The 26,980-nt window shown below is 69.3% G+C and carries 28 protein-coding genes and 2 pseudogenes; 5 read left to right on the plus strand and 25 right to left on the minus strand.

What is annotated here, in order from left to right; translation table 11 throughout:
* Positions 1–137: 137 nt before the first annotated feature.
* Entirely contained in the window at positions 138–971 is an 834-nt protein-coding gene (locus STH_RS19700) for a DUF1657 domain-containing protein (RefSeq protein ID WP_050742193.1), read from the minus strand.
* A 138-nt stretch (positions 972–1,109) separates the two neighbouring features.
* On the opposite strand from STH_RS19700, the gene STH_RS08705 reads away from it, so the two are divergent.
* Positions 1,110–1,898, plus strand: a complete 789-nt coding sequence (locus STH_RS08705; RefSeq protein WP_011195857.1) for a DUF3891 family protein — start codon at positions 1,110–1,112, stop codon at positions 1,896–1,898.
* 52 nt (positions 1,899–1,950) lie between these two features.
* On the opposite strand, the gene ccsA is transcribed toward STH_RS08705, so the two are convergent.
* From ccsA to STH_RS08735, 7 genes and pseudogenes are all read right to left on the minus strand, one after another.
* Complete coding sequence (ccsA, locus tag STH_RS08710; protein WP_011195858.1) at positions 1,951–3,270, minus strand: cytochrome c biogenesis protein CcsA; 1,320 nt, start codon at positions 3,268–3,270, stop codon at positions 1,951–1,953.
* A 1-nt stretch (position 3,271) separates the two neighbouring features.
* Entirely contained in the window at positions 3,272–4,627 is a 1,356-nt protein-coding gene (resB, locus tag STH_RS08715) for a cytochrome c biogenesis protein ResB (protein ID WP_043713830.1), read from the minus strand.
* Positions 4,628–4,675: 48 nt separating this feature from the next.
* Positions 4,676–4,792 (minus strand): annotated as a pseudogene (locus STH_RS19940) (zinc-ribbon domain-containing protein); the annotation flags it as partial.
* A gap of 15 nt (positions 4,793–4,807) precedes the next feature.
* The gene (locus tag STH_RS08720; protein ID WP_011195860.1) at positions 4,808–5,512 is read right to left on the minus strand and encodes a cytochrome c biogenesis CcdA family protein; all 705 of its coding nucleotides are present in this window, start codon (positions 5,510–5,512) and stop codon (positions 4,808–4,810) included.
* Positions 5,513–5,528: 16 nt separating this feature from the next.
* Positions 5,529–6,167 carry a redoxin domain-containing protein gene (locus tag STH_RS08725; protein ID WP_011195861.1) on the minus strand — a complete coding sequence of 213 codons (639 nt, stop codon included), beginning with the start codon at positions 6,165–6,167 and terminating at the stop codon, positions 5,529–5,531.
* A gap of 213 nt (positions 6,168–6,380) precedes the next feature.
* Positions 6,381–6,701, minus strand: a complete 321-nt coding sequence (locus STH_RS08730; protein ID WP_011195862.1) for a hypothetical protein — start codon at positions 6,699–6,701, stop codon at positions 6,381–6,383.
* Positions 6,702–6,716: 15 nt separating this feature from the next.
* Complete coding sequence (locus tag STH_RS08735; protein ID WP_011195863.1) at positions 6,717–7,052, minus strand: LysM peptidoglycan-binding domain-containing protein; 336 nt, start codon at positions 7,050–7,052, stop codon at positions 6,717–6,719.
* Between the two features lie 237 nt (positions 7,053–7,289).
* Here STH_RS08735 and lexA point away from each other — a divergent pair, with 237 nt between their 5' ends.
* Entirely contained in the window at positions 7,290–7,907 is a 618-nt protein-coding gene (gene lexA, locus STH_RS08740; RefSeq protein ID WP_011195864.1) for a transcriptional repressor LexA, read from the plus strand.
* Between the two features lie 74 nt (positions 7,908–7,981).
* On the opposite strand, the gene STH_RS08745 is transcribed toward lexA, so the two are convergent.
* From STH_RS08745 to STH_RS17200, 8 genes are all read right to left on the minus strand, one after another.
* The gene (locus STH_RS08745; protein ID WP_043713831.1) at positions 7,982–8,467 is read right to left on the minus strand and encodes a DUF456 family protein; all 486 of its coding nucleotides are present in this window, start codon (positions 8,465–8,467) and stop codon (positions 7,982–7,984) included.
* A 12-nt stretch (positions 8,468–8,479) separates the two neighbouring features.
* Positions 8,480–9,754: an aminotransferase class I/II-fold pyridoxal phosphate-dependent enzyme gene (locus tag STH_RS08750; protein ID WP_011195866.1), complete on the minus strand. Its 1,275-nt coding sequence runs from the start codon at positions 9,752–9,754 to the stop codon at positions 8,480–8,482.
* A 148-nt stretch (positions 9,755–9,902) separates the two neighbouring features.
* The gene (locus STH_RS08755) at positions 9,903–10,103 is read right to left on the minus strand and encodes a hypothetical protein (protein ID WP_011195867.1); all 201 of its coding nucleotides are present in this window, start codon (positions 10,101–10,103) and stop codon (positions 9,903–9,905) included.
* Positions 10,096–10,416, minus strand: a complete 321-nt coding sequence (locus STH_RS08760) for a YxlC family protein (protein ID WP_011195868.1) — start codon at positions 10,414–10,416, stop codon at positions 10,096–10,098. The genes STH_RS08755 and STH_RS08760 overlap by 8 nt, the downstream gene beginning before the upstream one ends.
* Positions 10,406–10,927, minus strand: coding sequence for an RNA polymerase sigma factor SigY (gene sigY, locus STH_RS08765; RefSeq protein ID WP_043713832.1), 522 nt, complete (start codon positions 10,925–10,927; stop codon positions 10,406–10,408). The genes STH_RS08760 and sigY overlap by 11 nt, the downstream gene beginning before the upstream one ends.
* A gap of 39 nt (positions 10,928–10,966) precedes the next feature.
* Positions 10,967–11,803, minus strand: coding sequence for an ABC transporter permease subunit (locus tag STH_RS08770; protein ID WP_011195870.1), 837 nt, complete (start codon positions 11,801–11,803; stop codon positions 10,967–10,969).
* Positions 11,796–12,713: an ABC transporter ATP-binding protein gene (locus STH_RS08775; protein ID WP_011195871.1), complete on the minus strand. Its 918-nt coding sequence runs from the start codon at positions 12,711–12,713 to the stop codon at positions 11,796–11,798. The genes STH_RS08770 and STH_RS08775 overlap by 8 nt, the downstream gene beginning before the upstream one ends.
* Positions 12,714–12,807: 94 nt before the next feature.
* Positions 12,808–13,236 (minus strand): GreA/GreB family elongation factor, encoded by a 429-nt coding sequence (locus STH_RS17200; protein ID WP_050742194.1) that lies wholly within the window; start codon positions 13,234–13,236, stop codon positions 12,808–12,810.
* 283 nt (positions 13,237–13,519) lie between these two features.
* Here STH_RS17200 and spoVK point away from each other — a divergent pair, with 283 nt between their 5' ends.
* Positions 13,520–14,521 carry a stage V sporulation protein K gene (gene spoVK, locus STH_RS08785; protein ID WP_011195873.1) on the plus strand — a complete coding sequence of 334 codons (1,002 nt, stop codon included), beginning with the start codon at positions 13,520–13,522 and terminating at the stop codon, positions 14,519–14,521.
* 78 nt (positions 14,522–14,599) lie between these two features.
* Here spoVK and hfq read toward each other — a convergent pair whose 3' ends face one another.
* The 4 genes from hfq to STH_RS08805 form a co-directional block, all read right to left on the minus strand.
* Positions 14,600–14,872 (minus strand): RNA chaperone Hfq, encoded by a 273-nt coding sequence (gene hfq / locus STH_RS08790; RefSeq protein ID WP_011195874.1) that lies wholly within the window; start codon positions 14,870–14,872, stop codon positions 14,600–14,602.
* Positions 14,869–15,828, minus strand: coding sequence for a tRNA (adenosine(37)-N6)-dimethylallyltransferase MiaA (gene miaA, locus STH_RS08795; RefSeq protein ID WP_011195875.1), 960 nt, complete (start codon positions 15,826–15,828; stop codon positions 14,869–14,871). The genes hfq and miaA overlap by 4 nt, the downstream gene beginning before the upstream one ends.
* Positions 15,825–17,732, minus strand: a complete 1,908-nt coding sequence (gene mutL, locus STH_RS08800) for a DNA mismatch repair endonuclease MutL (protein WP_011195876.1) — start codon at positions 17,730–17,732, stop codon at positions 15,825–15,827. Before mutL ends, miaA begins: the two co-directional genes overlap by 4 nt.
* Positions 17,733–17,819: 87 nt before the next feature.
* The gene (locus STH_RS08805) at positions 17,820–18,287 is read right to left on the minus strand and encodes a hypothetical protein (protein WP_011195877.1); all 468 of its coding nucleotides are present in this window, start codon (positions 18,285–18,287) and stop codon (positions 17,820–17,822) included.
* A 182-nt stretch (positions 18,288–18,469) separates the two neighbouring features.
* On the opposite strand from STH_RS08805, the gene STH_RS17975 reads away from it, so the two are divergent.
* Positions 18,470–18,922, plus strand: coding sequence for a histidine phosphatase family protein (locus STH_RS17975; protein WP_011195878.1), 453 nt, complete (start codon positions 18,470–18,472; stop codon positions 18,920–18,922).
* On the opposite strand, the gene STH_RS08815 is transcribed toward STH_RS17975, so the two are convergent.
* Positions 18,813–19,793 (minus strand): DMT family transporter, encoded by a 981-nt coding sequence (locus STH_RS08815; RefSeq protein WP_011195879.1) that lies wholly within the window; start codon positions 19,791–19,793, stop codon positions 18,813–18,815. The genes STH_RS17975 and STH_RS08815 overlap by 110 nt on opposite strands.
* Positions 19,794–19,951: 158 nt before the next feature.
* Positions 19,952–20,404: an Hsp20/alpha crystallin family protein gene (locus tag STH_RS08820; RefSeq protein WP_011195880.1), complete on the minus strand. Its 453-nt coding sequence runs from the start codon at positions 20,402–20,404 to the stop codon at positions 19,952–19,954.
* 193 nt (positions 20,405–20,597) lie between these two features.
* On the opposite strand from STH_RS08820, the gene STH_RS18780 reads away from it, so the two are divergent.
* Positions 20,598–21,095: a DinB family protein gene (locus STH_RS18780; protein ID WP_011195881.1), complete on the plus strand. Its 498-nt coding sequence runs from the start codon at positions 20,598–20,600 to the stop codon at positions 21,093–21,095.
* 63 nt (positions 21,096–21,158) lie between these two features.
* On the opposite strand, the pseudogene ltrA reads toward STH_RS18780, so the two are convergent.
* The 3 genes and pseudogenes from ltrA to mutS all read right to left on the minus strand — a co-directional run bounded on the left by ltrA (position 21,159) and on the right by mutS (position 26,823).
* Positions 21,159–22,449, minus strand: a pseudogene (ltrA, locus tag STH_RS08830) (group II intron reverse transcriptase/maturase).
* 600 nt (positions 22,450–23,049) lie between these two features.
* A complete protein-coding gene (locus tag STH_RS17205; protein WP_011195884.1) occupies positions 23,050–24,153 on the minus strand; it encodes a copper amine oxidase N-terminal domain-containing protein in 1,104 nt (367 codons plus the stop codon).
* A 66-nt stretch (positions 24,154–24,219) separates the two neighbouring features.
* Positions 24,220–26,823 (minus strand): DNA mismatch repair protein MutS, encoded by a 2,604-nt coding sequence (gene mutS / locus STH_RS08840; RefSeq protein WP_043713833.1) that lies wholly within the window; start codon positions 26,821–26,823, stop codon positions 24,220–24,222.
* Positions 26,824–26,980 lie beyond the last annotated feature (157 nt).

Here is a 26,980-nt window from a genome sequence, read left to right on the forward strand (position 1 = left end):
TGTGTGCAACGCTCGTCGGCCCTCTCTTCGCTCCCATCTGCGGCGCCATGATGGCCCGCGCCACGAGCGTTACAGTTCGCCGGCCTGCCCCCCGCCTCCTCCCGCCGCCGCGCCCCGGCCCGCAGGGCGCCTTCACCCTAGGCCTGCTGCTGCCAGGGCTCAGCACCCTGCGATGGCTGTCCCTGCTGTTGCCAGGGCTGTCCGTCCTGGCCCGACTGCTGTTGCCCCTGCTGTCTGTCGCTCTGCGGCTGTCCGCACTGGCTCGCCATCTGCTGGTCGGTGCCAGCACCCGCCGACGGGTCGGGTTGCCCGGCCTGGCTGAATTGCCCGGACCCACCCGCCTGCCCGTCGCCGGCGGGATTCTCTCCGCCTCCCTGTGCCTGCTGCACCCAGCGGCCCTGGCCGGTTCCACTCTGACCGGTGCCCCCTTGCCACGGGCCGCCCTGTCCGTGCGGGGCGCCGCCGTGTCCGCCGACCTGCTGCTGGGGGACGTCCTGTTGGGCCTGCTGCTGGCCGTCCTGCCGTTGCCCCTGGGCCTGCTGGCCGCCGCCCTGCCCATCCATCCGCGGGAACTGCCAGCCCATGCCCTGCGGACCCTCCCGCTGATCCGCTCCCTGGCCCTGCCCTTGCCCGGAACCCTGCCCCGGGGGCTGGTTGGCGCCCTGAGCCTGGTGCAGCCCCGGCCCCTGTCCGTGGGTCTGCCCCTGACCCTGGGCCTTTCGCTGCCCCTGGCCGCTGCCCTGGTCCTGCCCCTGCTGCTGGCCGCGGGAATGCTGCACGAGCGCGTTGTACTGCTCCAGGTACTGCAGCCGTGACTCCAGGATCATCACGTGCCGCTCCATGTCCTCCGCCATCTGCTTGAAGACCTGGTGCGCCTTCTCGTCCTCCGACTGTGTGGCGAACAACAGGTAGTTGCCCCTGGCTGCCTGCGCCATGGCGATGGCGCGTTCCAGGTCGCCGTGAACCGTCATGCCTGAATCCTCCTCCTGTACGCCACCCTCGCCAACAGGGAAGGGCAGCCCCACCGCCGAAATCCACCTATGCCTGCCGCCTGGCGGCGGCCGCGCTCCGGCGCTAGTCTTTGCATAACGAAAGCGAGGTATGCGACGATGATCGTGCGGGCGGAATGCGGGCAGCTCTGTCTCACCGAGCAGACGGAACATGCGAGGATGGCGGCCGAACTGGTCGGATGGTGGGGCGGCGTCTGCGCACCGGTGGAGCCCGCCGATGCGGTGAAGCTGGCGGTCGCGCTGCACGATGCCGGCTGGGCCGAGGTGGACGCCTCCCCACAGGTCAACCCCGACACCGGGAGACCCTACTCCTTTCTGGACATCCCCCAGGACGTGCACGTGGCCGCCCATACCCGGACGGTGCGCCGGGCCCGGCAGGCGGACCCATACGCCGGCCTCCTCACCTCGCTGCACAGCGCCGGCCTCTACCGCAACCGGTATGGCCACCTGCCCCACATCGCCCAGCGGCCGGTAGCCCCCCAGTGGCGCGAAGCCGTGGACCGCTTCCTGGCCGAACAGGACGCCGTACAGGAGGAACTGACGGCCGCGCTCCGTCCCGATCCCGCGGTGCTGTGGACCCACTACCGCTGGTTCCAGCTGTGGGACATGCTTTCGCTCTACAGTTGCATGTTCAGCCCCGGGGACACGCCGGACACCCTCCTGTGTACCGTGCCCCGCGCGCCCGGCGGGGCGGATATCACGTTTTACCTGCAGGGATCGGACGCCGGGTTCTCGGTGGACCCGTGGCCGTTCACGGAGGATCGCATCGTCCTGCGCTGGGCGGCCCGGATCCTGCCGGACCGGCCCTACCGCATCGATGCGGAGCTGCAGGACGCCTACGCACGGGCGTCAGTCGTGCAGCAGGAGATCGTGTTGCATCCCCGCTGATACGGCAGGGGACCCGCCCCATGAAGGGCGGGTCCCGTTCTGCGTTCGGTGGTCACAGATCGCCGCCGGCGTAGGAGTGCAGGCCGACGATCAGCAGGTTGACGCCCACCAGGGTGAACAGGATGACGCCGAAGCCCAGCACGGCCAGCCAGGCGGAACGGCGCCCCTCCCACCCGTGGGTGATCCGGAAGTGCAGGTAGGCGGAGTACACGAGCCAGGCGATGAACGCCCAGGTCTCCTTGGGGTCCCACATCCAGTAGCGGCCCCAGGCCTCCTTGGCCCACATCATGGCGAAGATCAGGCCGCCGAGGGTGAAGATCGGATAACCAATCGCCACCGCCCGGTAGCTGATCTCGTCCAGCAACTCCGGGTCTGCGGTCACCCGCAGGGCCAGGGCGTCGCCGATGCGGCCCCTGGTAACGAACCGCCGGATGAACCCGTACAGGAAAGCGCCGATCACCACCGAGTAGAGCAGCGTGTTGAGGTGCTTGCCCCGCCAGCCGAAGGGCACGACCACGGTGGGCAGCGGAATCCCGAGGATCGTCCCCTTCTCCCCCACCTCGGCGCCGTACGGTCCGATGATGGGCGGCAGGTGGTAGGTGGTCATGCCGTTGTTGAAGATCCACTGGAAGCCGGCGTACCGGAAGAACAGGGCCAACACGGTGAAGCCGAGCAGGACCAGGATGAGATAGAAGACGATTTCCAACAGCCGGACGCCCCAGATGCGCTCCCAGCGGCTCTCCGCGGCGACGCCCGGCGCGGCCCCAGCCATCGGAGCGGCCCCCGCCATCGGCGCGGCGGTCTCCATTCCGGCCGCCGCCTCGCTCACGGCCCGGGCCTGTGCGATCTCCATCCCGCGCACCCGGAGCAGGTAGAGCAGCGCCGCGCCGAAGGCCACGGCGAAGAAGCCCTCGCCCAGGGCCGCCAGGCTGACGTGCAGCGGCAGCCAGTAAGATTGCAAGGCCGGGATCAGGGGCGTGACCTCGGGCGGGAAGACGTACGAGTAGGCCAGCAGCGCAATGGTCACCGGGGTCACCAGCGCGCCGAGCACATACAGCCGGTACATCCCGTGCAGGACCAGGAAGGCCACCATGCTCGAGAACGCCATGAACCCGATGAACTCATACATGTTGGACGTCGGCCAGAACCCGGATCCCTGCCACCGGGCCAGGATCGCGAGGCCGTGCAGGACCACGCCGATGACGTTGGCTACCGTGCCGTGGCCGGGCGTGCGGGTGAACCGGGTGCCCCCGGAAATCCGCCTGCCCAGGGTGCCTGAGACGTACAGCAGGAACGCGACAAGGTAGGACGCAAAGGCGCCGAGCAACAGCCACTGGGCGGCATCCAGCAGAAACTGGTTAGCCGGTGTCATGTCAGTTCAACCCCTCCCCCTGGGGTGCGCCGAAGATTCGCTTGATCTCCCGCGCCAGCGCAAACCGGTTCTTGTACGCCCGGGCGCCGATGAGGATCCCTCCGTTCTCCTCACGGACCCAGACCTGCCAGTGGTAGATGAAGAAGGTGATCACCATGCCCACGAACACGACCGCGAGCCCGAAGTACATGTAGGGCACGGTCCGGTCGTGGTGCAGCTTCAGGGCCGTGTACCAGCGGCTCTCGACCCGGTCCAGCTCCAGGTAGTACGGACCGGTGTACACCACCTCGGACCCCCCGGCCATGGCCAGGGCGATCCGGCCCACCATCTCGGAACCATCCGCGGTCGCCACCTCCGCAAAGAGCACCGGGTTGCGCACCTCGTAGGAGGCGTTGGTGGGCTGGTTGGTCTCGGGGTCCAGAACGAAATCGTGCAGGTAGGTGAGGACCACCAGCTTCAGCCCCGTGCCCTCCAGCGAGTACTCCGGCGACGGATCCCGCAGGTCAAAGGCGACGGTGGCCACCGCACTCCCGGTGTCCGCCTCCACGAGCCGCAGGTGCGCCACCCCGGGCTCCTCCCGCCAGGAGGCCTGGTAGATCTCCCAGCCGCCGTACTTGAGCGGCTTGTTCACCTCGATGGTCCGGCGGAGCACCTCCTCACCGTCCACGATGATCGAGGCGTCGGTGGCATACCGCGAGGGCATGCCGTTCTCGTAGAGCTCCATCGTGAACTTGTGGTTCGTGATGGCAAAGTTCTCCCCCGGAACCTTCACCGTCTGTCCGTCCGGAATCCAGACGTCCTGCACCTCATCCCAGCCCGGAAGGGCCTTGGCGAAGGCGGCGAAGCAGACCACCAGCAGGCCGATGTGCAGGATGTACGGCCCGTAGCGGCTCAGCCGGCCCTTCTCGGCGTAGAGGCATTCCCGGTCCCGCCAGATCCGGTACCCCGCCCGCTTCAGCCTCTCCTCCGCCTGCTGCAGGTCGCCGGGGACCTCCAGGACCACCTGCTGCTTGCGCAGGTACTGGGGCAGCTTCCACACCTGTGGGCGGGTCAGCTGCCGGTGCAGCGGCACGAGCCGGTGCAGGGAGCAGATGACCAGGCTGATGACCAGCATCATGACCAGGGCGGCGTACCACCACGAGGAGTAGGCGTGCGTCAGGCCGAGCCTGAGGAAGAGGCTGCCCCAGAACTCCCCGTAGCGGTCAGGGTAGTACAGCTCGGGCGGCCGCCAGTCCTGGTACATCCCTTCCTGTTCGATCACCGTGCCGGCAATCGACGCGATCGCCAGGGCGATGATGATCCATGAGGCGACCTTGGTCGAGGCAAAGAAATCCCACGTCCGGTCCAGCAGGACCACCCACGGGTTCGGCCCCTCCACCCGCGCCCTGGACCGGTCCCCCAAGGCCCGTCCGCAGTGCGGGCAGAAGTGTGCCCCCGCCGGCAGCGGCCGCTGACAGTCCGGACAGTTGGCTGCGTGTACTGCGGCCAGTGCGAAACTCCCCCCTTGCCAGTCAAGCCACACGAGACAGGGTTGCCGTCAGAACCCCGTAAACCCCGTGATCTCCAGGAGCCAGGCCGAAATGCGCTCCAGCCCGCCGGTCGCGAGCAGGATGCCCATGAACACCATCACGGCGCCGCCCACCCGCTGAATCGCCACCGAGTGCCGGGCGAGGCTTCGGACCGAGCCCAGGGCGTACGCCATACCGATGAAGGGCAGGGCAAAGCCCACCGAATACGCCAGCAGCAACAGTCCCCCGTACCCCGGGCTGGTGGCCGCCAGGGCGAGCACGGCGCCCAGGATCGGTCCGATGCAGGGCGTCCAGCCCGCGGCGAAGGTGAGGCCGATCAGCGCCGAGCCGAGGTACCCTTCCGGACGGCTGGCCAGCTGCCGCCGGGTGTCCCGCATCAGGAAAGGCACGCGCAGAATCCCCATCATCGACAACCCCATCAGCGCGATGAAGATTCCGCCCACCACCGGGAGCCAGGAGCGGCTGCTGTAGAAAAAGGAACCCAGTGCGCTGGCGGTGAGGCCCAGTGCGACGTAGATCACCGAGAATCCCGCGAAGAAGGCCAGGCTGTGCTTCAGCACATGGGCGCGCACAGCCCGGCTGCCCTCGGAGAGCTGGTCCACCGAAACGCCGGTCAGGTAGCTGAGGAAAGACGGGTAGATCGGCAGCACGCAGGGCGACACGAACGAGAGCACCCCTGCGCCGAAAGCGAGGAACAGGTTCGGCGAAGCCATGGGCATCGACTCCCCGTCAGCGGGCCATCAGGCGCTGCACTTCAAACTCAATCTGCGCCCGCGACATCTGGTATTGGTACACCGCACGCACGATGCCCTCACGGTCGATGAAGAACGTGGCGGGAATCGGCAGGATGTTGTAGGCCGACTGCGCTTCCTCACCCGCATCGATCAGCACCGGCAGGTCGACGCCGATGCGCGCCATGAAGTCCCGCACGGTCACGCGTGACTCCCCGACGTTGATGGCGTAGAACTGCAGCCCGTCGCCCTTGTAGCGGTCGTAGACTTCCTGGAAGTCGGGCATCTCCTTGCGGCACGGCGGGCACCAGGTCGCCCAGAAGTTGATGATCACCGGCTGGCCCCGCAGGTCCGACAGCCTCACGCTGCCCCCGTCCAGGGCCGGGATCTCGAAGTCAGGCGCCGGCGACCCCACCTGGGGCACCGCATACGCGTCCGTGCGGGGCACCAGAAGCATGAACAGGACCACGAACGCCATGATCCCAAGCGACACGCCGGAGACCCAGCGCTTCCAGGCGGGACGCCTGCCCAGTTCGGCGGCTCTGCGGGCCGCGGCCGCCGCCTTGGAGTCCCACCCGCACAGGTGACAGTAGCGGGCGTCCGGCTGGAGGCTGGTCCGGCACTCCGGACAGAACATGGCGGAACACCTCACCCCGTGAATACAGTCGTTGCCAGAAAGGACACGGATACCTGTGCCTCCGGGGCCATGTACGCTTGATTATAACAAAGTATCGCGTGTTCGGGTCAATCCTGCCTCCATCGGAACTGCCAGACAAGAGCGGGCCTGCACCCCTCAGGCGCAGACCCGATATCTTCCGATGCGATGGCCCCTCGCCGCCCGTCACGCCGGTCAGCGGCCGGCGGCCCTGCCCGCGGGCGGGTACCGGAATGCCGCCTGCTGGTTCCATGCCCGCAGCTCGGGGAACATGCGGTCGACCGCCAGGGAGATCTCCAACATGCGCAGGCCGCCCCGCTGCTCCACGGGCATGCGCGCCGTCTCGGCCAGCATGCGCCCCAGCCGCCGACTCAGGGCATGCAGTTCCGCCTCGTTCGAGAAGTCGCCGGCCGCCGCGGCCTGCAGCACCGTGCGGTGGCGCCGGCGCAGCCGCACGAGCCGTTCATACAGGTCGCCGGGCATGCGGCCGTCGAAGCTCTGGACCACGACCCCCATTTCCGGCCCCTCCCCTCACCGCGACTCGGTCGGGACAAACAGCACCTGGCCCGGGTAGATCTCCGCGGACGGCAGGCCGTTGAGGCGCTGGATCTCGTAGACCACCTCGCGCGCGTCGCGGTTGCCGCCGTAGGTGACGGCGATGTCCCACAGCGTGTCGCCGGGCGCCACCGTATGGTGAACGCCTGCGGGCGGTTCGTGGGCTTGCGTCTGCACCCTGCGGGGGCACAGCAGTACGGCCGCGGCCACCGTCAGCAGGAACAGGACGGTCAGTGTCCGTGCCCTGCGGACCGCCTTGGGCGTGCGCCTCCGAACCCTGCGTACCCCGATCTGTGCGCTGTGCGCTGCCATCGCTACCCCTCCCCGCGACCGAACAGCTCTTTGGCCGTAGCGGAACCTGTGTTCGTGTACAGGCTACCACGAATGAATGTTCTCGTCAAGTCCGTCCGTGCATTTTTTCGAACAGGCGTTTGCAGACCGGCGGACATGTGGTACAATCTACCCAACCGGACCGCGCGCCGGGGGACATCGGGGTAGGGCAGCTCTGACGGGAGGGGCTCCCGCCCTCACTACAGGGGGTGTCGCTGCATGCCGGAACCCTTGACGGAGCGCCAGCGCCAGATCCTGCAATTCATCAAGGATGAAATCCGCACCAAGGGCTACCCGCCGTCGGTGCGGGAGATCGGCGAGGCCATCGGCCTCAGCTCCAGTTCCACGGTCCACGGCCACATGACCCGGCTGGAGGAGAAGGGATACATCCGCCGGGATCCGACCAAGCCCCGGGCCATCGAGGTGCTGGATGGCAGCCACACGCAGCTGAAGCGGACCATCGCGGTGCCCGTGGTCGGCCGCGTCACCGCCGGCCAGCCGATCCTGGCCCAGGAGTCCATCGAGGACCACTTCCCACTGCCGGCGGACTTCGTCCGGGCGGACGAGTCGGAGCTCTTCTTCCTGACCGTCCAGGGCGACTCGATGATCGAGGCGGGTATCCTGGACGGCGACTACGTGCTGGTCCACCGCCAGCAGCACGCCAACAACGGCGACATCGTCGTCGCCCTCATCGAGGACGAGGCGACCGTCAAGCGGTTCTTCAAGGAACAGGACCACATCCGGCTCCAGCCGGAGAACCGGTTCATGGACCCGATCATCGTGCCGGACTGCCAGATCCTCGGCAAGGTGGTCGGCCTGGTCCGCCGGATGGGCTAGGCAGGAAAGCAGGAAAGCAGGAAAGCCCTGTGCGAGCGCAAGGCTCACACAGGGCTCATTTCGTTGCGGTGGGCCTATATCAGGACCTTGGCCACAAAGGCGACGGTGAGTCCCAGGGCGACCACCACGTTGACCACCACCGACCCCAGCACGCCGACCAGGCCGCCGAAGCCCGCCTTCACCGCCTCGCTCCCCGACCGGCCGGCGACCAGCTCAAACAGCAGCGCCCCGAGGAACGGGCCGAGCAGCAGCCCCAGGGGCATGAAGAACAGCCCGACGATGGAGCCGATCACGGCGCCCCATGCACCGGCACGGCCGGCGCCGAAACGCTTGGCTCCCCAGGCGCGCGCGTAGTGCTCCGCCACCTGGGTCGCCGCCACGACCAGCAGGGCCACGGCCAGGAAACCGGGCGTAATGTCGCGAAAGCCGTCGACGACGGCGTAGCCCAGCATCGCCAGGAACACGATCGGCAGCCCCGGCAGCGCCGGGATCAGCGTGCCGACCACGCCCGCCAGCATCACGACGACGGCGATCGCGAACGCAATCCACTGCCAGCCCATCACACCACTCCCCTACACCGTAAGGATTCCGGCGGCCGCCAGATCGCTTGCGGCCCGGAGGGCGGCCAGCATGACGTGCTCCCGCGTAAGACCCCCCTGAAAATATGCGACGTACGGCGGGCGGACCGGCCCGTCAGCGGAAAGTTCAATGGACGACCCCTGCACGAAGGTGCCCGCGGCCATGATGACCGGGTCGTCGTACCCGGGCATGTCCCACGGCTCCGGGCGCACGTGGGCGTCCACCGGGCTGGCCTGCTGCACCGCCTGGCAGAAGGCGATGAGCGCCTCCGGCCTCCCCAGTTCCACGGCCTGCACCAGGTCCGAACGGTACGCGTCGTAGGAAGGTCGCACGGCAAAGCCCAGGTGAGCAAAGAAGGCGGCGGTGAACTGGGCCCCCTTCAGCGCCTCGCCGGTGACGTGGGGGGCCAGGAAGAGCCCCTGGTACAGCAGCCGGTTGACCCCGGCGTTTGCGCCGACCTCCGGGCCGATGCCGGGGGCGAACAGGCGGGCGGCCGCCCGCTCCACCAGGTCCTGCCGACCGACGATGTACCCGCCGGTGGGGGCGATGCCCCCGCCGGGGTTCTTGATCAGGGAGCCGCAGGTCAGGTCCGCGCCCACGTGCGGCGGCTCCTGCGCCTCCACGAACTCGCCGTAGCAGTTGTCCACCACGGTCACGATCCCCGGGTTGGCCGCCTTGGCCGCACGGATGATCTCGCCGATCTGGGCGACGGTCAGCGGCGCCCGCAGCGAGTACCCCCGGGAGCGCTGGATGAAGAGGCAGCGGGCGTCGGGCCGGCGCACCGCCTCAGCCACGGCCTCCAGGTCCACGGTCTGGTCGGCCCGCAGCGGCACCTCCTCGTAGGCGACGCCCCATTCCGCGAGGCTGCCGGGCTTTCCCCGGATCACCTGCTGCAGGGTGTCGTACGGGGCACCCGCGGCGGCGATCAGCCGGTCGCCCGGGCGCAGGACGGCGAATAGCCCCGTGGCGATGGTGTGGGTGCCCGAGGCGAACTGCACCCGTACCAGGCCCGCCTCTGCGCCGAAGGCGCGGGCGAACACCTCGTCCAGCTTCTCGCGGCCGATGTCGTTGTACCCGTACCCGGTGGACTCGGCGAAGTGCACCTCGGCCACACCGGCCTCCTGAAAGGCGGCGAGCACCCGGGCCTGGTTCCGCAGCACCAGCTCGTCCACCCGGCTCCACACGGGGCGGACCAGGTTCAGGGCCTCGTCAGCCGCCCGGGCGATCGGTTCCGGGCAGTCGGGGATCAGTTGACTCCAGATGTTCAACGGCCAAACCTCCAACAACAGCCAATAGGCAGGATCCAGTACATTTTACCCGTTGCAGGCCGCGCCCGGAAGGGCAAAGGCGCGACGGCGGGCCATCCCACCAGGCAGGGGATGGCCCGCGGATGGACCGCGGCGCTGCCGCCGCCGGCTAGTGCGGACGCCCGCGGCGCACCACCAGCAGCCAGTAGAGCAGGGTCGGCATGGGGAAGTGAATCAGCCCGATCAGCCCCCAGAACCAGGCCCTGGCGCCGCGGCGGCGGGCGTCCAGGAACAGCAGGACCCCCTGGGCGCCCAGAATCAGCCCGACGAGCACCCAGGCCCACCAGGGCAGCGCGCGCGGATCATTCATGGCTGACCCTCCTCCCCGCGGCCTGCGCCAGCGCCGCGCCGGCGGCCAGGGCCGCAGCCAGCAGCCCCTGCGCCACCAGGAAGTACGCCGGAAATTGCAGCCAGGCCCAGAGCCAGCCGAAGAGGATCAGCGCCGCGACGGCCACAAACCGCCGCAGGTCCCGCCGCAACGCCAGCCGCTGCGCCCGCTGCACGTCGTCCACCAGCATGATCAGGGCGCCGAGGTCCGGCGGCTGCTCCCCATCGACCGCCCCGGCGACGGCGTCCAGCCCGTCCCTCAGGCTCCGCTCCCAGGGCTCCGGCTCACGCTTCATCCTGCACCAGCCCCCTTCGCAAGGCCCGCACCCCGTTGAAGACGCGGGACTTCACCGTTCCCACCGGAATCTCCATCCACTCGGCGATCTCCTCGTACGTGTAGCCGTAGTAGTGCTTCAGCACCACCGGCAGTGCCACCTCAGGCGGCAGCGTCTGCAGGAGTTCCAGCGCTGTCCGCCCCTCAGCAGAGGGTCCGGGCTGGGCGGGAGGCCGCTCGTCCGCGGCCCGTTCTGCCGCCTGCCGTTCCCGCCGCTCCCGGCGCAGCCAGTCCAGGTACTGCCGCGTGGCAATGCTCATCAGCCAGGTGCTGAACCGGGACCGGCCCTGGAACTGTCCGACGCGCTCGATGGCCCGGATCATCGTCTCCTGGGTCAGATCCTCCGCCAGGGCGCGGTCGAAGGTGATGGTTACCAGGTACTTTTTCACCGGCAGGTAATGCTGCTGCAGCAGCGTCGCCAGGGCGGCCGAATCGCCCCGCTGCGCCCGCCGGATCAGCTCCGTCTCGTGCAAGGGCCTCACCGCTCCCGTCGTTGCTCTGGCCCCCGCCGGTCAGCGCACCTGGCCGGCAAACAGCTGCTGCCGGTCCAACCGGCCCAGCGCCAGCCAGAGCAGGAGCCCGTCCACCAGCCATAGCCCGAGCCCGACCGCCAGCACCACCGGTACGCTGAAGACCAGCACCCCGGTGGCCTGCCCCGCGACCAGCAGCAGCATCGGCAGAACCACCAGGCCGCCCATCTGGTACGCGGCCTGGAACGTGGCGACCCGCGCGCTGATGAACACGTTGAGCAGGATCGCCAGCAGTGCCACCGCAGGGATCACCAGGAGCACCAGCGGGATCCAGTTGGGCTGTGGGAAGATGATGCGGTGAAACAGCGGCCACGCTGCGGCGTTGACCGCCGCCGCGCACAGCAGCAGGGTGGCCAGGGAGAGCCCCATCGCGGGGGCGAACGCGGCCAGCACCTTCCCCGTGAACAGCGAAACCATGTCGACCGGGGCAAACAGCAGCGTCTCCAGCGTCCCCCGCTCCTTCTCGCCGGCGAAGGAGTCCGCGGAGATCACCGAGGCCGCCATCAGGGGGATCATCAGGAAGAACGGGGCCAGGAGGTAGTTGGCGCCCACGTAGATCAACCGCCGGCTGAGGTCAGGCAAGCCCGCGAGCGCGTCTCCCAGGTCCCCGGCGGGCAGCCGCTCCGCCCAACCGATCAGGGTACGGACGTCGGCAGCCGACAGGCCCTCCGCACCGTAGCGGAACGCCAGCACCATCCCCAGCGGGACCGCCACGCCCAGGATCAGCGGCACCAGCACCATCGGGAGCCAGACCTGCAGGTTGGCCGTCACCGCCCGGATGTCCTTCCGGGCTACGGCCAGGACCGCCCGCCTATTCACCTGCCTCACCTCCCATGATCTTGAAGTAAAGCGTCTCCAGATCCCGCCGGACGGGTACGGCGCTGTAGACCGCCGCGTCCTGCGCCAGGATGCGGAGGAATCCGGGCACGTCCTCCCTGCCCGGCAGCGTGAAGGCGATGCGGCCCGGCCGCACCTGCCGGGCGGGCACCCCGCGGTACCGGCCGTCCGTCAGGGCGAGGTCCGTCTCCACCTCCAGCGTCACCGCGGGGAAATGCCTGGCCTCCAGTTCGGCCAGCGTGCCCTGCTCCACCACCTGCCCGCCCAGGAGGAACAGGTACCGGTGGCAGACCAGCTCCAGCTGCTGCAAGAGGTGGGAACAGATGAGGACGGTGGTGCCCTCCTGCTCATTCAGGCTTCGGATGTAACCCAGGACCATCCGGATGCCCTCGGGATCAAGGCCGTTGGTGGGCTCGTCCAGGAACAGCACCTCCGGCCGGTGCAGCACCGCCTTGGCCAGCCCGAGCCGTTTTCTCATGCCCGTGGAGTAAGCGGCCACCTTCCGGTCGGCGGCGTCGGCCAGGCCGAAAGCCGCCAACAGCTCGTCCACCCGTCCGGGTTCGTCCACCCCGTACAGCTCCGCGAAAAACCGCAGGTTCTCCCGCCCGGTCATGCTGCCGTACAGCCCGGCCGACTCGGTCAGGATGCCGGACATGCGCCGCACCCGGTCGCCGTCGCGCCCCGGGTCGAATCCGCCCACCGCGATGTGGCCGGCATCCGGCGCGAGCACGCCGTTCAACAGGCGGACCGTGGTGGTCTTGCCCGAGCCGTTGGGCCCGATGAAGCCCACGATCTCGCCCCGGCCGACGGCGAAGGTCAGCTCCGTGAGTACCGGCCGGCCGGCGAAGCCCTTCCGCACACCCTGCACATCAATCAAAGGGTTTCCGTTCATCGGCATCACCCGCCGGTCTGACGCCGCTCAACCCCGGAAAGTTCACCGGGCGGCAAATAACCATGAAAAATAGGCGGGGAACCCCCGCCGCTCCTCATTCGCTTGCCGCGAGGCTGCCCACGGCCGCAATCCGATAGGTGAACCGGCCGCCGGGGGCATCGATGACCACCCGGTCGTTCACCCGCTTCAGCAGAAGCGCCAGCCCCAGCGGCGACAGACAGGAGATGTGCCCCTTCGCCGGGTCGCCCTCTTCCGGGAGGACCACGGTATAGACCTCCTCGGTGCCGTCAGTCTCATCCACCAGCGTGACGGGCACGTCCATGAACACGACGTCGTCCACAGGATCGCCGTCCGGCCCGCCCATCCGCTCCAGGAGCTGGCCGGCCACCTCCACGTAGCGGCGCAGGTGCGGCCGGACGCTGTACGCGAGCCCTTCGCTGCCCGGACTGGAGAAGTACTCCTCCATCTGCGTATTCAGCAGTTCCTCCAGCACGCGCAGTCGGCTGGCGATCCGCGACCGCATGTGTTCGATCTCGGATGGCGGACGTGCACGTACCATGACATCACGACCTTTCGGATGGAGTCTGTGAACCGGCGGCACAGGCCGGGTCTTGCGCGCATACGGAGCCACTCCGCTCTGCGAACGGAGTGGCGGCTCCCCTGTTGCCTAGTATATCACACTTGCCTGCCGATGTAACACCTCGGGCCCCTCCCCTGCCCCCTCGGCAGCGCCCAGTTTTTGGCTGTCGGTGGGATCATCCTGCCCGCCGGCGCTCCTGCGTAAGCATGCCTGGAGGGGGAATGCGATGGCCAGGGTGCGACAGCCTGAGCGGATGGAGGAGATCAGCCACTGGCTCCGGGAGGGCCGCATCACCCCCGCGGACGCCCTGCAGATGGCGATCGAGCTGCGCCGGCGCCGGACCGCACCCCGGGCGCAGCCCAGACCGGCGGAGACGGAGCAGGACCCGGACCGGCGCGTGCAGGCGGTGATCGCCGAGCTGGAGCGGATGGTCGGGCTCGGGCAGGTGAAGGCGCTGGTCCGGGAGCTACAGGCCTACATCGCCATCCAGCTCCGGCGGGCGAAGGCGGGGCTGGCCAGCGAGCCCGGCAGCCTCCACATGATCTTCACCGGCAACCCGGGCACGGGCAAGACCACGGTGGCCCGGCTCCTGGGCCGGCTCTTCAAGGAGATGGGCGTGCTCCCCAAGGGGCACACCGTCGAGGTGGAGCGCGCCGACCTGGTGGGCGAATACATCGGACACACCGCCCAGCGGACCCGGGACGTCGTGCGGCGGGCGCTGGGCGGGCTGTTGCTGGTCGATGAGGCCTACGCCCTGGCCCGCGGCGGCGAGAAGGACTTCGGCAAGGAAGCCATCGACCACCTGGTGCGGGCCATGGAGGAGCACCGGGGCGAGCTGGTGGTGATCTTCGCCGGCTACCCCGACGAAATGGCGTGGTTTCTCCGGCAGAACCCGGGCCTGCGGTCCCGCATCGCGCTGACGCTCCACTTTCCCGACTACACGGCCGAGGAGCTGATCGCCATCGCCGAGCAGATGCTGGAGCAACGGGACTACCGACTGACGCCCGACGGGAAGGCCGCCCTGCGACAGATCCTGTACGGCAACCCCTGGCTGACCGCCGGCGAGAACGGCAACGCCCGGGCCGTGCGCAACCTGGTGGAGCGGGCCATCCGCCGCCAGGCGCTGCGGCTGGTCGACCGCAGCGACGCGAGCCGCGCGGAGCTCATGGCGATCACCCGCGCGGACCTGGAGAGCGCCGTCGCCGCCATGGCCGGGGTCGGGCCGTAAGGGGGCCCCTGATGCACCCGGCCGCACCGGAGCGAACCGAAAAGCAGAGGGGACCGCCCGCCCAGCGGTCCCCGTTTGCTACTCCTCGCCTTCCACTTCCTGCCCCTCCCCGGCCCGCATGATCTGCGAAACGGAGACCGGCAGCGGCCGGGCTGGCGTGATCGTCGACAGGGCGTGCTTGTAGACGAGCTGCACCCTCCCGTCGACCTCCACCGCCACGGTGAAGTTGTCGAATCCCCGAATGTACCCTTTCAGCTGGTATCCGTTCACCAGATAGATGGTGGCCGGGATGTTCTCCCTGCGCAGCAGGTTGAGGAACCCGTCCTGCAGGCTGGCTGACGCCTTGGTCACTCGATCCGCCCCTTCCTCTCTCTACAGGGCCATTTCTCCCTGATCAGTCTGACGATCTCCTCCGTCGCCCGGTTGCGGGCCTCCGGCCCGGTGAGATCCAGCCAGGTGAGCCGCCGCTCCTTCCGGAACCAGGTAAACTGCCGCTTGGCGAAGCGGCGGGTGTTCCGCTTGATCAGTGCCACCGCCTCTTCCCACGTCAGCAGCCCGCGCAGGTAGAGCACCAGCTCCCGGTACCCCAGGGCCTGCATCGCCCGCACGTGGGGCGGGTACCGGACCAGCAAGCCCCGCACCTCGTCCAGCCAGCCGGCGGCCAGCATGGCGTCCACCCGCTCGTCGATGCGGGCGTAGAGCTGCGCCCGATCCATGGTGAGCCCGATCATCAGGTCGTCGTACCGGGGCTCTGAGAAAGCCGCGGTCTGCGTGGCGGAAATGGGCACGCCGGTCTGCTCGTAGACCTCCAGCGCCCGCACGATGCGGAGGAGGTCGTTGGGGTGGAGCCGTGCGGCGGAGGCCGGATCCACCTCCCGGAGCCGGGCGTGCAGGTACCCGGGCCCGTGCCGCTCCTCCTCCTGCCTGAGCCGCGCCCGTAACTCGTGGTCGGCCTCCATCGGCGTGAAGGTATACTTCTCCACGACTGCGCGCACGTAAAGGCCGGTGCCGCCCACCAGCATGGGCAGCCGGCCCCGGGCGCAGATCTGCGGGATCAGCGCGTCCACCCGGGCCTGGAACTCGGCCACCGAGAACTCCTCGTCGGGATCCTTGATGTCGATGAGGTGGTGCGGCACCCCGCCCATCTCCTCCGGGCGGATCTTGGCGGTGCCGATGTCCATGCCCCGGTAGACCTGCATCGAGTCGCCGGATATGATCTCCGCCCCCACCGCCTGGGCCACCGCCACGGACAGGGCGGTCTTGCCCACTGCGGTGGGGCCCACCAGCACCACGAGTGGCAGCTTCACCGCTTGAACCTCTTCTCCAGCTCGGATATGGACACGCAGATGACGGTCGGCCGCCCGTGGGGACAGGTCTCGGGCGACGCGCAGGCCGCCAGGTCGCTGAGCAGCGCGGCGATGTCCTCGGGCTGCAGCGGGTCCCGCGCCTTGATCGCCGCCTTGCAGGCCGCCATCGCGGCCAGGACGCGCCGGCGCCGGTCCGTGACCGGCGTGCCGGGGGCCACCTGGTCCTCCTGCAGCCGGTCCAGGAAGTCGCACACCAGCCGGGCCACGTGATCCGTCCCCAGGCCGGCGGGGACCCCGTGGATCAGCAGCGTGTTGCCGCCGAAGGGCTCCGCCTCGAAGCCGCTCTCGGCGAAGATGGCGGCGTTCTCCTGCCAGATGGCCATCTGCGCGGGCGTGAGGTCCAGCGTGAGCGGAAAGAGGAGCCGCTGCACCGCAGTGGCCTGCTCCTGCGCGGCCGCATACAACCGCTCGAAGAAGATGCGCTCGTGGGCCGCATGCTGGTCGATGAGGTAGAGCCCCTCCGGCCCGTCGCAGGCGATGTAGGAGCGGTGAACCTGGCCCAGCGGCCGGAGCGCCCGGATCAGCTCGCCAGGCTCGGCGGAACGGGGCACGAGGGTCGCCTCGGCCAGGTCGACTGCCGGCACCGCGGCGGCGGCCTCCTCCGCCGCGCGCTGCGCCAGGGCCGCCTGCAGGCCGCCGGCGGGCAGGTAGGCCTGCACCGGCTCCCGGGCGGTAGTCTGCCCGCCCGGGCCGCCGGCCGATACCCGCCACGGCGGCGGTGCGGCCCTCCCGCCCCCTTCGCCGGGCCGCCCGGCACCAGGCGGAACCCATCCCCGCTGCAGGGCCGCTTTCTCCTCCGCCCGGTCCGGCACCCGGACCTCCCCGTCGGCCGTGACCTCGGTGCCCGGAATCAGCAGGGCGGCGCCGAGGGCGTGCCGGGCCGCCTGGTAGACGGCCGCCCGCACCTCCCGGTCCCGCTGGAACCGGACCTCGGCCTTGGTGGGATGCACGTTTACATCGACCTCGTGGGGCTCCACCTCAATGAAGAGGATGCAGACAGGGTAGCGCCCGTTGGGCAGGAGGTGGGCATATGCCTCCTCCAGGGCATACCGGGCGGCGATGGTCCGCACGGCCCGCCGGTTGACGAAGAAGTACTGATGGCTGCGCCCGGCCCGGGCGATGGTAGGCCGGCCCACGAACCCGTGCACCCGGGCGGCATCGTTGCGGTAGTCGACCGGGAGCAGCTCCTTTGCCATCTCCCGGCCCAGCAGTGCCGCAACGGCGGCCGTCAGGTCGCCGGTTCCCGGCGTGGCGAACACCTGGGCCTGACCGCTCTGGAACCGGAAGGCCACCTCGGGGTTCGCCAGGGCCAGGCGGGTCAGGATGTCGCCGATCTGGGCCAGCTCCGTCGCGTTGGTCTTCAGGTACTTCAGCCGCGCCGGTACGTTAAAGAACAGGTCCCGCACCGTCACCCGGGTGCCGGCGGGGCAACCGTGCTCCCCTTCGGCGACGATCTGGCCGCCTTCCGCCAGGATGCGGTAGCCGGCCAGCTGGTCGTGGGGACGGGTGATCAGCTCGAACTGGGAGACCGCGGCGATGGAGGGCAGGGCCTCCCCGCGGAACCCCAGGGTGGTGATGGCGTTGAGGTCCTCCGCGGTGCGGATCTTGGAGGTCGCATGCCGCTGCAGGGCCAGCCGGGCGTCCTCGGGCACCATGCCGATGCCGTCGTCCGTCACCCGCACCAGTTCCCGCCCACCGCCGCTGACCTCCACCACGATGCGCTTCGCCTGGGCGTCCAGGGCGTTCTCCACCAGCTCCTTCACCACGCTGGCCGGCCGCTCCACCACCTCGCCCGCGGCGATCTGGTTGGCCGTCCGCTCGTCGAGCAGGCGAATCCGGGCCAAGCTCTCACCTCCGCCTCGGAGCCCCGGAAGCCGCCGGTGACACTGCGGCGGCGCCTTCCCAGCCGGAGGCGCCGCCCGTCAGGCTCTCTACTTCCTGGGCTGCTTGGGCTTGCCGTACAGCTTCTCCATCTCCGCCTCGATCTGCTCCTGAAGCTGCATCACCTTCTTCTGCCGGCTCAGGATCGCCTTCTGCCGGAAGCCGCCGACCGCGGCCATCTGGTACATGGCCAGCGACTCCTTGGCGGCGGTGAGGGACATCTCATGCAGCTTCTGCGCCTTCGGCGGGACCTTCAGCTTGTTCATGTCCGCGATGATGGCCTCATAGGTGGAGATGATGTCCCGCAGCGGCTTGCGCAGGAGCACCGGGTTCACGTTGGGGTTCTGGCCGAGGGCCTGCGCCTGCTCGGCTTTCTCCTGGAGCTTGTGCTTGTCGTAGATCCGCTTGACGTCAATCGCATACTTGCGGACCTTGAACCAGGGCGTCTGCCATAGGATCAGAAAGCCTAAGCCGAGCGCTGCCAATATGATGAGAAGCCATTGCCACCAGGTAAACACAGCAACTGTTCACTCCTCCAGGAAAAATCCCCACCGTCACATTGTGGCATGTCTCCTACCCTGAGGCAAGCCTTTCCGTTGACGCACTTCTTCCGGCGTACGGGGTGCGGCCTGGCCGGACGGCAGCAGGCCAGGCGCGCGGCGGCCAAAGCACAGCAGGATGACCCTCTTCGGCCGCGGCCGTGCGCCTGCGCGACACCCGGGCCCGGCTGATTCTCTCCTCCCCGATGACCCGGTCGCTGCAGACGGCGGCCATTCTCAGCCGGGCCCCGGACCTCCCGCTCGCGGTCGAGTTCGACCTGTACGAATGGCTGCCGGACCTCACCCAGACCTACGATTCCAGCGCAGTCGCCACTGCCGCCGCCGCTGAGATGTCCCAGTGCGGCGGGGACTGGCCGGAGGGGCAGCGTCTGGGCTGGGAACCGCTCTCACAGGTGCGCCGCCGGGTCCTGGCCGTGCTCAGCCGGTATGATGAAGACGACGGCCACGTGATCGTCGTCTGCCACGGCACCGTCATCCCGGCGCTCACGGGGCGCCCCCTGGGGTGCGGCGAGCACATTCCGTACCGACTCCCGCCGGAGGCACGCCCGCCTGCCGACTCGCCGCCCCGGCAGGCTCCCCCCGCTGTGCGTTGAGGATCACCGCGCTGCCCAGGACCAACAGGATCCCGATCACCTGGGGCAACCGAAGCGACTCCTCCAGGATCCAGAACCCGAGCAGCGCCGCCACCACCGGCTCCACCGTGGAGAGGAGGGCGGCGTGGCTCGCCTCCACCACTTGCAGCCCGCTCAGGTAGAGCCCGTACGCCCCGAGCGTGGTCACCAGCGCCAGGTAGGCGAGCCAGGGCAGCGCCTCCGGCGAACGGGCCAGCGACCGGACGGCCTCGCGCCCGAAGAAGAGAACCAGCGGCGCGGCGCCGAACAGCAGTGAGTACGCCTGCACCGTCCACGGGTTGTACCGCTTCAGGGCGTGCTTGCCGAAGATGGAGTACATGCCGTAGGTGAACCCGGACCCGAGGCCGGTGAGCACGCCGATGAGCTGTCCCCGGAAGACCGACGGCTCATAGGCCCGGGCGACGAGGGCACAGCCGGCCATCGTCAGCGTCAGGGCCAGCAACTTGCCCTGGGTCAACGGTTCGCCCAGGGTAAGGGCGGCAGCCACCGCCACGAAGGCGGGGGCCGTGTACATGAGCACCGCCGCGGCGGCCACCGACAGGTGCTGGATGGTGAGGAAGTACAGCAGGTAGAAAGCGGCGACGCTGACCAGCCCGTAGGCCGCAAACAGCGGGATGTCGCGCAGCCGGACCCGGAGGGTGGCCGGGCGGAGCACCGTCAGGGCCGCCAGGAGGAGGGCGGCGGCCATCGACGCCCGCAGGGTGACGACGGCCTGTGCCGAGAGGCCGCCGACGTACAGGTTCCGGCTTACGACCCCCAGGGTCCCCCACAGTGACGCCGCCCCGAAGACCATCATGTACCCCAGCGTTTGCCGCCCCCGTGTCCGCTCCATCCTGCCGCTGCCCCCCCGGTCGCGCAGGCCCGCGCCCGGGCGTGTCGGTGCGCCCGGCCCGGGCGTCTCCTCGTTATGGTCTGACGCCGGCTCAGCGGCAGCGGGTTCGGGAGCCCATGAGGGGCATAAGAGATTGGGGCTGGTCCCAGCCCCATGTCTCACTGCAGCGGCGTGATGTTGAGCCGCCTTCCGTCCGGCCCGGCGTCGGGATTTCGCTTGGGGGCACGCACCTCCAGCAGGCCGTGCCGGAACGTCGCCTGGGCCCGCTCGCTGTCCACCGGGACGGGAAAGGAGACGGTGCGGCTGAAGGCGCCGTAGAACCGCTCCGACCGGTACGTGCCCCGCTGCCGGTCCACCTCTTCGGCCTTGCGTTCGCCCCGGATGGTCACCCCCTGGTCGGTGATCCGCACGTCCACGTCCTGGGGATCGATCCCGGCCAGTTCGCACCGCACCACGATGTCGTCTCCCTGCTCCGCCACCTCCACCGGGAAGGCGCCCATGCCGCCGCTGAAGGGCATCGTCGGACCGAGGAAGGGGTCGGCGAAGAACCGCTCCAGCGGCGTGCGTATCCGCTCCAGCTCCCGCAGGGGATTCCACGGAATGAGATCCACGTTCCTCCCTCCTTGGCATGCCGACTCCGGGCGCGCCGCCGTGGCCGCTGCCGCGCCCGTCCGTGAGTCAGTATCTCCAGCGGCCCGCGGGCTGATGCCGCCAGGGGCCGCCGGGCGCCGCCGGGCGCCGGAGGATTCTGACGCCGGCTCCCGAATAGAGACTCAGCACCCACGAACCCAAGGAGGCGGAACCATGATCGCTGAAGCGCGCGCCTGTTCCGAGCAGCTGGCCTTCGGGCTCCGCACCATCCAGGGGGCTATCCGCGACCTCACCCCCGAGCAGCTGGCGTTCGTTCCCCCGGGCCTCGCCAACAGCATCGCCACCCTGGTGCTGCACGTCGCGGCGACCGAGGTGGTCGTGGCGGAGCAGGTCTTAGGACGGCGGGCTGCCGAGGACCTGCGCCGGGCGGTGCTGCTCGACCGCTACACGCCGGCGCCCGGTGCGCCAATCCCGGCCGCCGACCCCGGCGAGACCGCGGAGTCGCTGATCGGCAAGCTGGAGCGGGCCCGGGCCGAGGTGCTCGGCGCGCTGGAGGCGTTGACCCCGGCCGACCTGGAGCGCACCTTCCCCTTCCGGCCCGGGGGCCGTCCGCAGCCCCTCACCTTCTTCCTGCAGCTCCTGCCCTTCCACATCGCCTCGCACTACGGCCAGATCGCCCTGATCAAGCGCTTCCTCCGGCAGGATACCTGAGCGACAGGCCGCCGCCCCAGCTCCCGAAGATCGAGTAGGAGGGGGCGGCTAGCCCCCGTCCTCTCACACCACCGGACATGCGGGTCCGCATCCGGCGGTTCGCCAGGATTGACGAGTCGCTTCATAGCATTCGGTCAGGCTTATCAGCCCCTGGGCACGCCAGTAGGCGTCGCCCAGGGCGCTGTTTAGTGGGCCACCTGCCATCCGCCACGGGCCTTTGCGGCTGTTGGCGAGTTGGTAGACTACCCATTCGGGCAAACCGAGGGCGCGTAACTCCCGAAAGCGCGTGCGTACACGCTTCCACTGCCTCCATACGCATGCTCGCAGCCGACGCTTCAGCCATCCTTCGAGTCTTTCAAAGGCTGACCTGGCATCGGAGAGCGCATAGTACCCAACCCAGCCCCGCAAGTAGGCATTCAGGCACCGGATTCGGTCCTCCATGCTCTGGCTGCGGTTGCGGTCCGTCAGCGTGCGGAGCTTGTCCTTCACGCGTTTCAGGCTCTTCGGGGCCAGCCGGATGCGCACTCCCCGGTGCTTGTAGAAGCTAAACCCGAGGAACTGCCGCTTCCACGGCCGGTCCACTGCGCTCTTCTCCTCGTTGACCTTCAAGCCGTAACCGCTCCTGCAGGAAGTGGCGCACGCTCCTGTAGACCCGTTCTCCCGCCCGTTTGCTGCGGACGTAGATGTTGCAGTCATCGGCGTACCGGACAAAGTGGTGGCCACGGCGCTCCAGCTCCTTGTCGAGGTCATCCAGCAGGATGTTCGCCAGCAGCGGACTCAGCGGACCGCCCTGCGGCGTCCCTTCCTCCGTCGCCACGACTACCCCGTTCAGCATGACCCCGGCCTGTAAGTACCGCCGGATCAGCCGCAGCACACGCTTATCCGTTACCCGCCGCGCCACGCGGGCCATCAGCACGTCGTGGTTGACCCGGTCGAAGAACTTCTCCAGGTCCATGTCCACGACCCAGTCGTACCCTTCCTCCACGTACTGACGTGCCTTCCTGACCGCATCATGACCCCGCCGCCCCGGCCGAAAGCCGTAGCTGGATTCGGAGAATGTCGGGTCAAAGATCGGCGTCAGTACTTGCAGGAGTGCCTGTTGGATCAGGCGGTCCATCACGGTGGGAATCCCCAGCATCCGCTTGCCGCCGCCCGGTTTCGGGATTTCGACCCGGCGGACTGGCTGCGGTCTGTAGGTCCCCTGGAGCAGTTCCTCACGGATGCGGCTCCACTCCACGCGAATCTGGTCCCGCAGCCGTTCGGTGGGGACACCGTCCACGCCGGGAGCGCCTCCGTTCCGCTCCACCCGTTTCAGGGCGGCCAGCATGTTCTCCCTGGCCACCACCTGCTCCATCAGGTTGCTGTGCTCCCCGCGGGGTGACGTTCCGTCTTGTGCCGGCTGCCCACTCCGCCCTCTCGCCGTCCCTTGCGGCTTCACCGCTACCTCCGGCGAGCAGGTCCCGTTCGGGGTCTTCTGCGTTTGTCGCGGGCTGCTCGAACGCAACGGGTTCACCCCTTTCCTGACGTTCGGCCCTTCCCGGTTGGGGCGTCCCCCTGCCGGTACTATGGCCTTTGCTGACTTCTGCCGGTTCAGCTGCGTCTCCCGACGCAGGTTACCAGCGTTGCTGGCGTTCCCGGCAGATCTCCCCGGGTAAGAACGCTGACCTTCACCCCGCACCCGCCCCATCTACCGCACCGCCCTTTGGCAGCTTCGGGTTTTGCTGTGTTCGGCCAGCTCACCCGAGCGGCACAGCCTCCTATGGGGTTCGTGTTCCTCGGGTCGTGGCTTTGCCTCGGGCTTCCTTCAGATTCCGCCTCACGACGGACACCCTTGCCTTTGGCTAACGGGCTGGTGCTGCCTCGCCCGTAGCGGACTTTCACCGCCAAGTCAGCGCCCATGCCGGGCACACCGAAAGCCGCCCCCCGCATCCATCGGGGGGCGGCTTCGCGCCCGTCATTCGGACAGAATCTCCGGCGGGAACGGGATCGCGCCTTCCAGCGGCTTCACGGCCAGGGATCCGCTGAGGTCCACCGTCACCCCGGTGGCGTCTGCGGCGTGCATGCTCAGGTCGACCCGCACAGGCCCCCCGGTGTCCGGTAGGGCGTACACGGTGAGGAGCAGCGACGCGTCCCCGACCGTCGGCGGAAACTCCGCGAACAGCGGCGAGAGTGCCGCCTGATCCCACTCGACCACGACCACGTCGTAGGTCACGCCTTCCAGCGTCCTCTCCTCCCGGAGGATCCGGGCGCCGGCCAGTTCCGTGGTGTCGGGGTCGAAGAGGCCGCCCTCGGCCGGGAGATCCCCTCCCCACCCGGGCAGGCCGTCCGGACCGAACGCCGCATCCTCCTCCGGCCGCCGCACCCACGTGCCGCCCGGGCCGAGCCGCCAGACCTTGCCGGCGCGCACGGCAAGGGCCGACCGGTAGTCCAGCCCCGGGCCCGCGCCGGTCAGGTAGACGAGCAGGTCGTCGCCCTCCCGATAACCATCCAGCGCAAAGGTGTAGTCCATGCTCAGCACGCCCGCGACGGCGGAGAGCCTGAACTGACCCGTCGTGTGCCCCTCGGCCCACGCGCCCAGGGCCTCCACGTTCCCCACAAGGGCCAGGTCACCGCCCACCTGGCCCTCCGGCAGGATCCGGGCGGCGGTAACGGTCACCACCCGGTTCTGCGGATCCCACTCCACCGCGGCGCCCATCTGTTCGGCCACGAAGCGCAACGGGACCATGACCCGGCCGTCGACGTTGACCGGCGCCACGTCCAGGGCGACCACGGTTCCGTCCACGATGGCCTCGGGCCGGCCGACGGCGAGGCGGATCACCCGGGCTCCGGAGAGCGTCACCGTTCCCGTCGCCCCGTCCCACTCCACGGCGAACCCCAGCGGCTCGGCCAGGAAGCGGACGGGCACCAGCGTGCGGTCGGACACGATGACCGGCGCCACGTCCGGGACAACCTGCGAACCGTTGACGAACAGCCGCACCGGCTCCTCGGCCAGGGCCGTGCCGGGTACGGCCGTCGGGATCAGGATCAGCATCAGCAGCACAACGAAAAAGCGACGCATGCGGAGTCCCCCTCATTCGTACGCAACTTGGCAAGGAAGGGGTATTCGCCGCCTGCGCCGCGATTCCTATCGGTTCTCCTTCGCCTTGGCCTGCAGCTGATAGAGCGTGTTCAAGGCCTCGATCGGGGTGAGCGCCATCACGTTCAGGCCCAGCAACTCCTCCACCACCGGGTCCTTCTTGGGCTCGAAGAAGGTGAGCTGCACGGCCGGCTGCCGTCTCAGCCGCTGGGCGGCGGCCTCCCGCCGGGACTTCCGCTCGCCCTCCTGTTCCTCCAGGGTGGCGAGGATCTCCCGCGCCCGCTCCACGACGGAGGCCGGCAGACCGGCCAGCCGCCCGACCTGGATGCCGTAGGAACGGTCCGCCCCGCCCCGCACCAGCTTGCGCAGGAAGATGATGTCCTCGCCCTTCTCCATCACCGCGACCGAGTAGTTCTTCACCCCGGGCAGGATGCCCTCGAGCTCACACAGCTCATGGTAGTGGGTGGCGAACAGCGTCCGGCACCCGATCGCCTGGTGAATGTGCTCGGTGATCGCCCAGGCGATGGAGAGGCCGTCGAAGGTGGCGGTCCCCCGGCCCACCTCGTCCAGCACCACCAGCGACCGCTCGGTGGCGCTGTGAAGGATGTTGGCCACCTCCGTCATCTCCACCATGAACGTGGACCGGCCGGTGGCCAGGTCGTCCGACGCCCCCACCCGGGTGAAGACCCGGTCCACCAGCCCGATGTGCGCCGACTCCGCGGGTACGAAGGAGCCCGCCTGCGCCAGGATCACCGCCAGCGCCGCCTGCCGCATCACCGTGGACTTGCCGCCCATGTTGGGGCCGGTGATGAGCAGCACCCGGTTCTCCCCGGTGTCCACCAGCAGGTCGTTGGGCACGAACGCCCCTTCCTCCATCACCCGCTCCAGCACCGGATGGCGGGAGCCCTTCAGCTCCAGCACCGTGGAGCCGTCCACCAGGGGCCGGCAGTAGCCGTACAGCGACGCCACCTCCGCGAAGGAGGCCAGCGCGTCCAGCTCGGCCACCGCCCGGGCCGAACGCTGGATGCGGGTCACCTCGGCGGCCACCCGCTGCCGGATCTCCACGAAGAGCTCGTACTCCAGGTCCATCACCCGCTCGGCAGCGTGGAGCACCTTCTCCTCCAGCTCCTTCAGCTCCGGCGTGATGAACCGCTCCTCGTTGGCCAGGGTCTGCTTGCGGATGTAGTCGGGGGGCACCAGGGGCAGGTTCGGCTTCGTCACCGCGAGGTAGTAGCCGAAGACCTTGTTGTAGCCGATCTTCAGCGACTTGATGCCCGTGCGCTCCCGCTCCCGGGCCTCCACCTGGGCGATCCAGGCCTTGCCGTCCCGGGCGATGCGCCGGAGCTCATCGACCTCCGGGTGGAAGCCGTCCTTCAGGATGCCGCCCTCGGTGAGGGCCACCGGCGGCTCGTCGGCGATGGCGTGCTCGATCAGGTCCCGCACGTCGTCCAGCATATCCAGCTGGTCCCGGAGTTCCACCAGCCGCTCGGCCCGGACGTCCTCCAGGGCCACCCGGATCGACGGCAGCGCCACCAGCGACTGCTTCAGGGCGACCAGGTCCCGGGCGTTGGCGCTGCCGACCGCCACCCGTCCGGCCAGCCGCTCCAGGTCGTGGACCTCCTGCAGCAGCGCCCGCAGGTCGGCCCGCAGCACAGGCCGGTGCACCAGTTCGCCCACCGCCTCGTGGCGGGCGTGGATCTGCCGCAGGTCGAGGAGCGGCCGCTCCAGCCAGCTCTTCAGCAGCCGCGCGCCCATGGCGGTGACGGTGCGGTCCATGACCCAGAGCAGGGTGCCCCGCCGCCCGCCGTCCCGGAGCGACCGGGTCAGCTCCAGGTTCCGCCGCGTGGCGGGGTCCAGCACCATGTAGTCGCCGGGGTAGTAGACCGCCAGCCCGCTCACGTGGCCCAGGCTGGCCTTGTGCATCTCCTCCAGGTAGGCCAGCGCCGCGCCCGCGGCTGAGGTGGCCAGTTCCAGGTCCTCGCAGCCGAAGCCGCTCAGGTTGGCCGTGCCGAAGTGCTCCGTCAGCTTCCGGTAGGCATTCGCATGGTTGAAATGCCGCCCCTCGAACACCGAGACGGCGATGCCCGACGCCTTCAGCGGCCCCGTCACCGACGGCTCAGCCGCCAGCCCCGGCTCCAGGATTACCTCCCGGGGCTCCAGCCGGCCGATCTCCTCCAGGAGCAGCCGCAGGCTGTCCGCCCCGTTCATCTGCGCCGCCGCGAACTCGCCGGTGGAGAGGTCGACCACGGCGAGGCCGAACCCCGTCCGGGACCAGGCGATGGCCGCGAGGAAGTTGTTGGCCTTCTCGGGCAGCAGCCGGGGCTCCACCAGGGTGCCCGGCGTGACCACCCGGGTGACGTCCCGCTTCACCAACCCCTTGGCCTTCTTCGGGTCCTCCAGCTGGTCGCAGATGGCCACCTTGTAGCCCTTCTCGATCAGGCGGGCGATGTACGCCTCGGCCGCGTGGTAGGGGATCCCGGCCATGGGAACCCGGCCCATGTCCTTGCCGGCGTCCCGGCCGGTGAGCACCAGCTCCAGCTCCCGCGCCACCAGCTCCGCGTCGTCCATGAAGGTCTCGTAGAAGTCGCCCAGCCGGTAGAACAGGATGCAGTCCGGGTACTGCTCCTTGATCTGCAGGTACTGGGCGAACATGGGTGTTGCCTTGGCTGGGTCCACCTTGCTGCAAGTCCTCCTCCTCCGCGCGCCGCGTTCGCTGCCTGGCCGCGCGGTCCTTCCGGCTGTTGTTCGTCACCCGCAGGCCGGAACCCTGCTCGCAAGCCCGGAGGGGGGCAACTGCCCCCCTCCGGAT

Source organism: Symbiobacterium thermophilum IAM 14863 (assembly GCF_000009905.1).
GTDB classification, from domain to species: domain Bacteria; phylum Bacillota; class Sulfobacillia; order Symbiobacteriales; family Symbiobacteriaceae; genus Symbiobacterium; species Symbiobacterium thermophilum.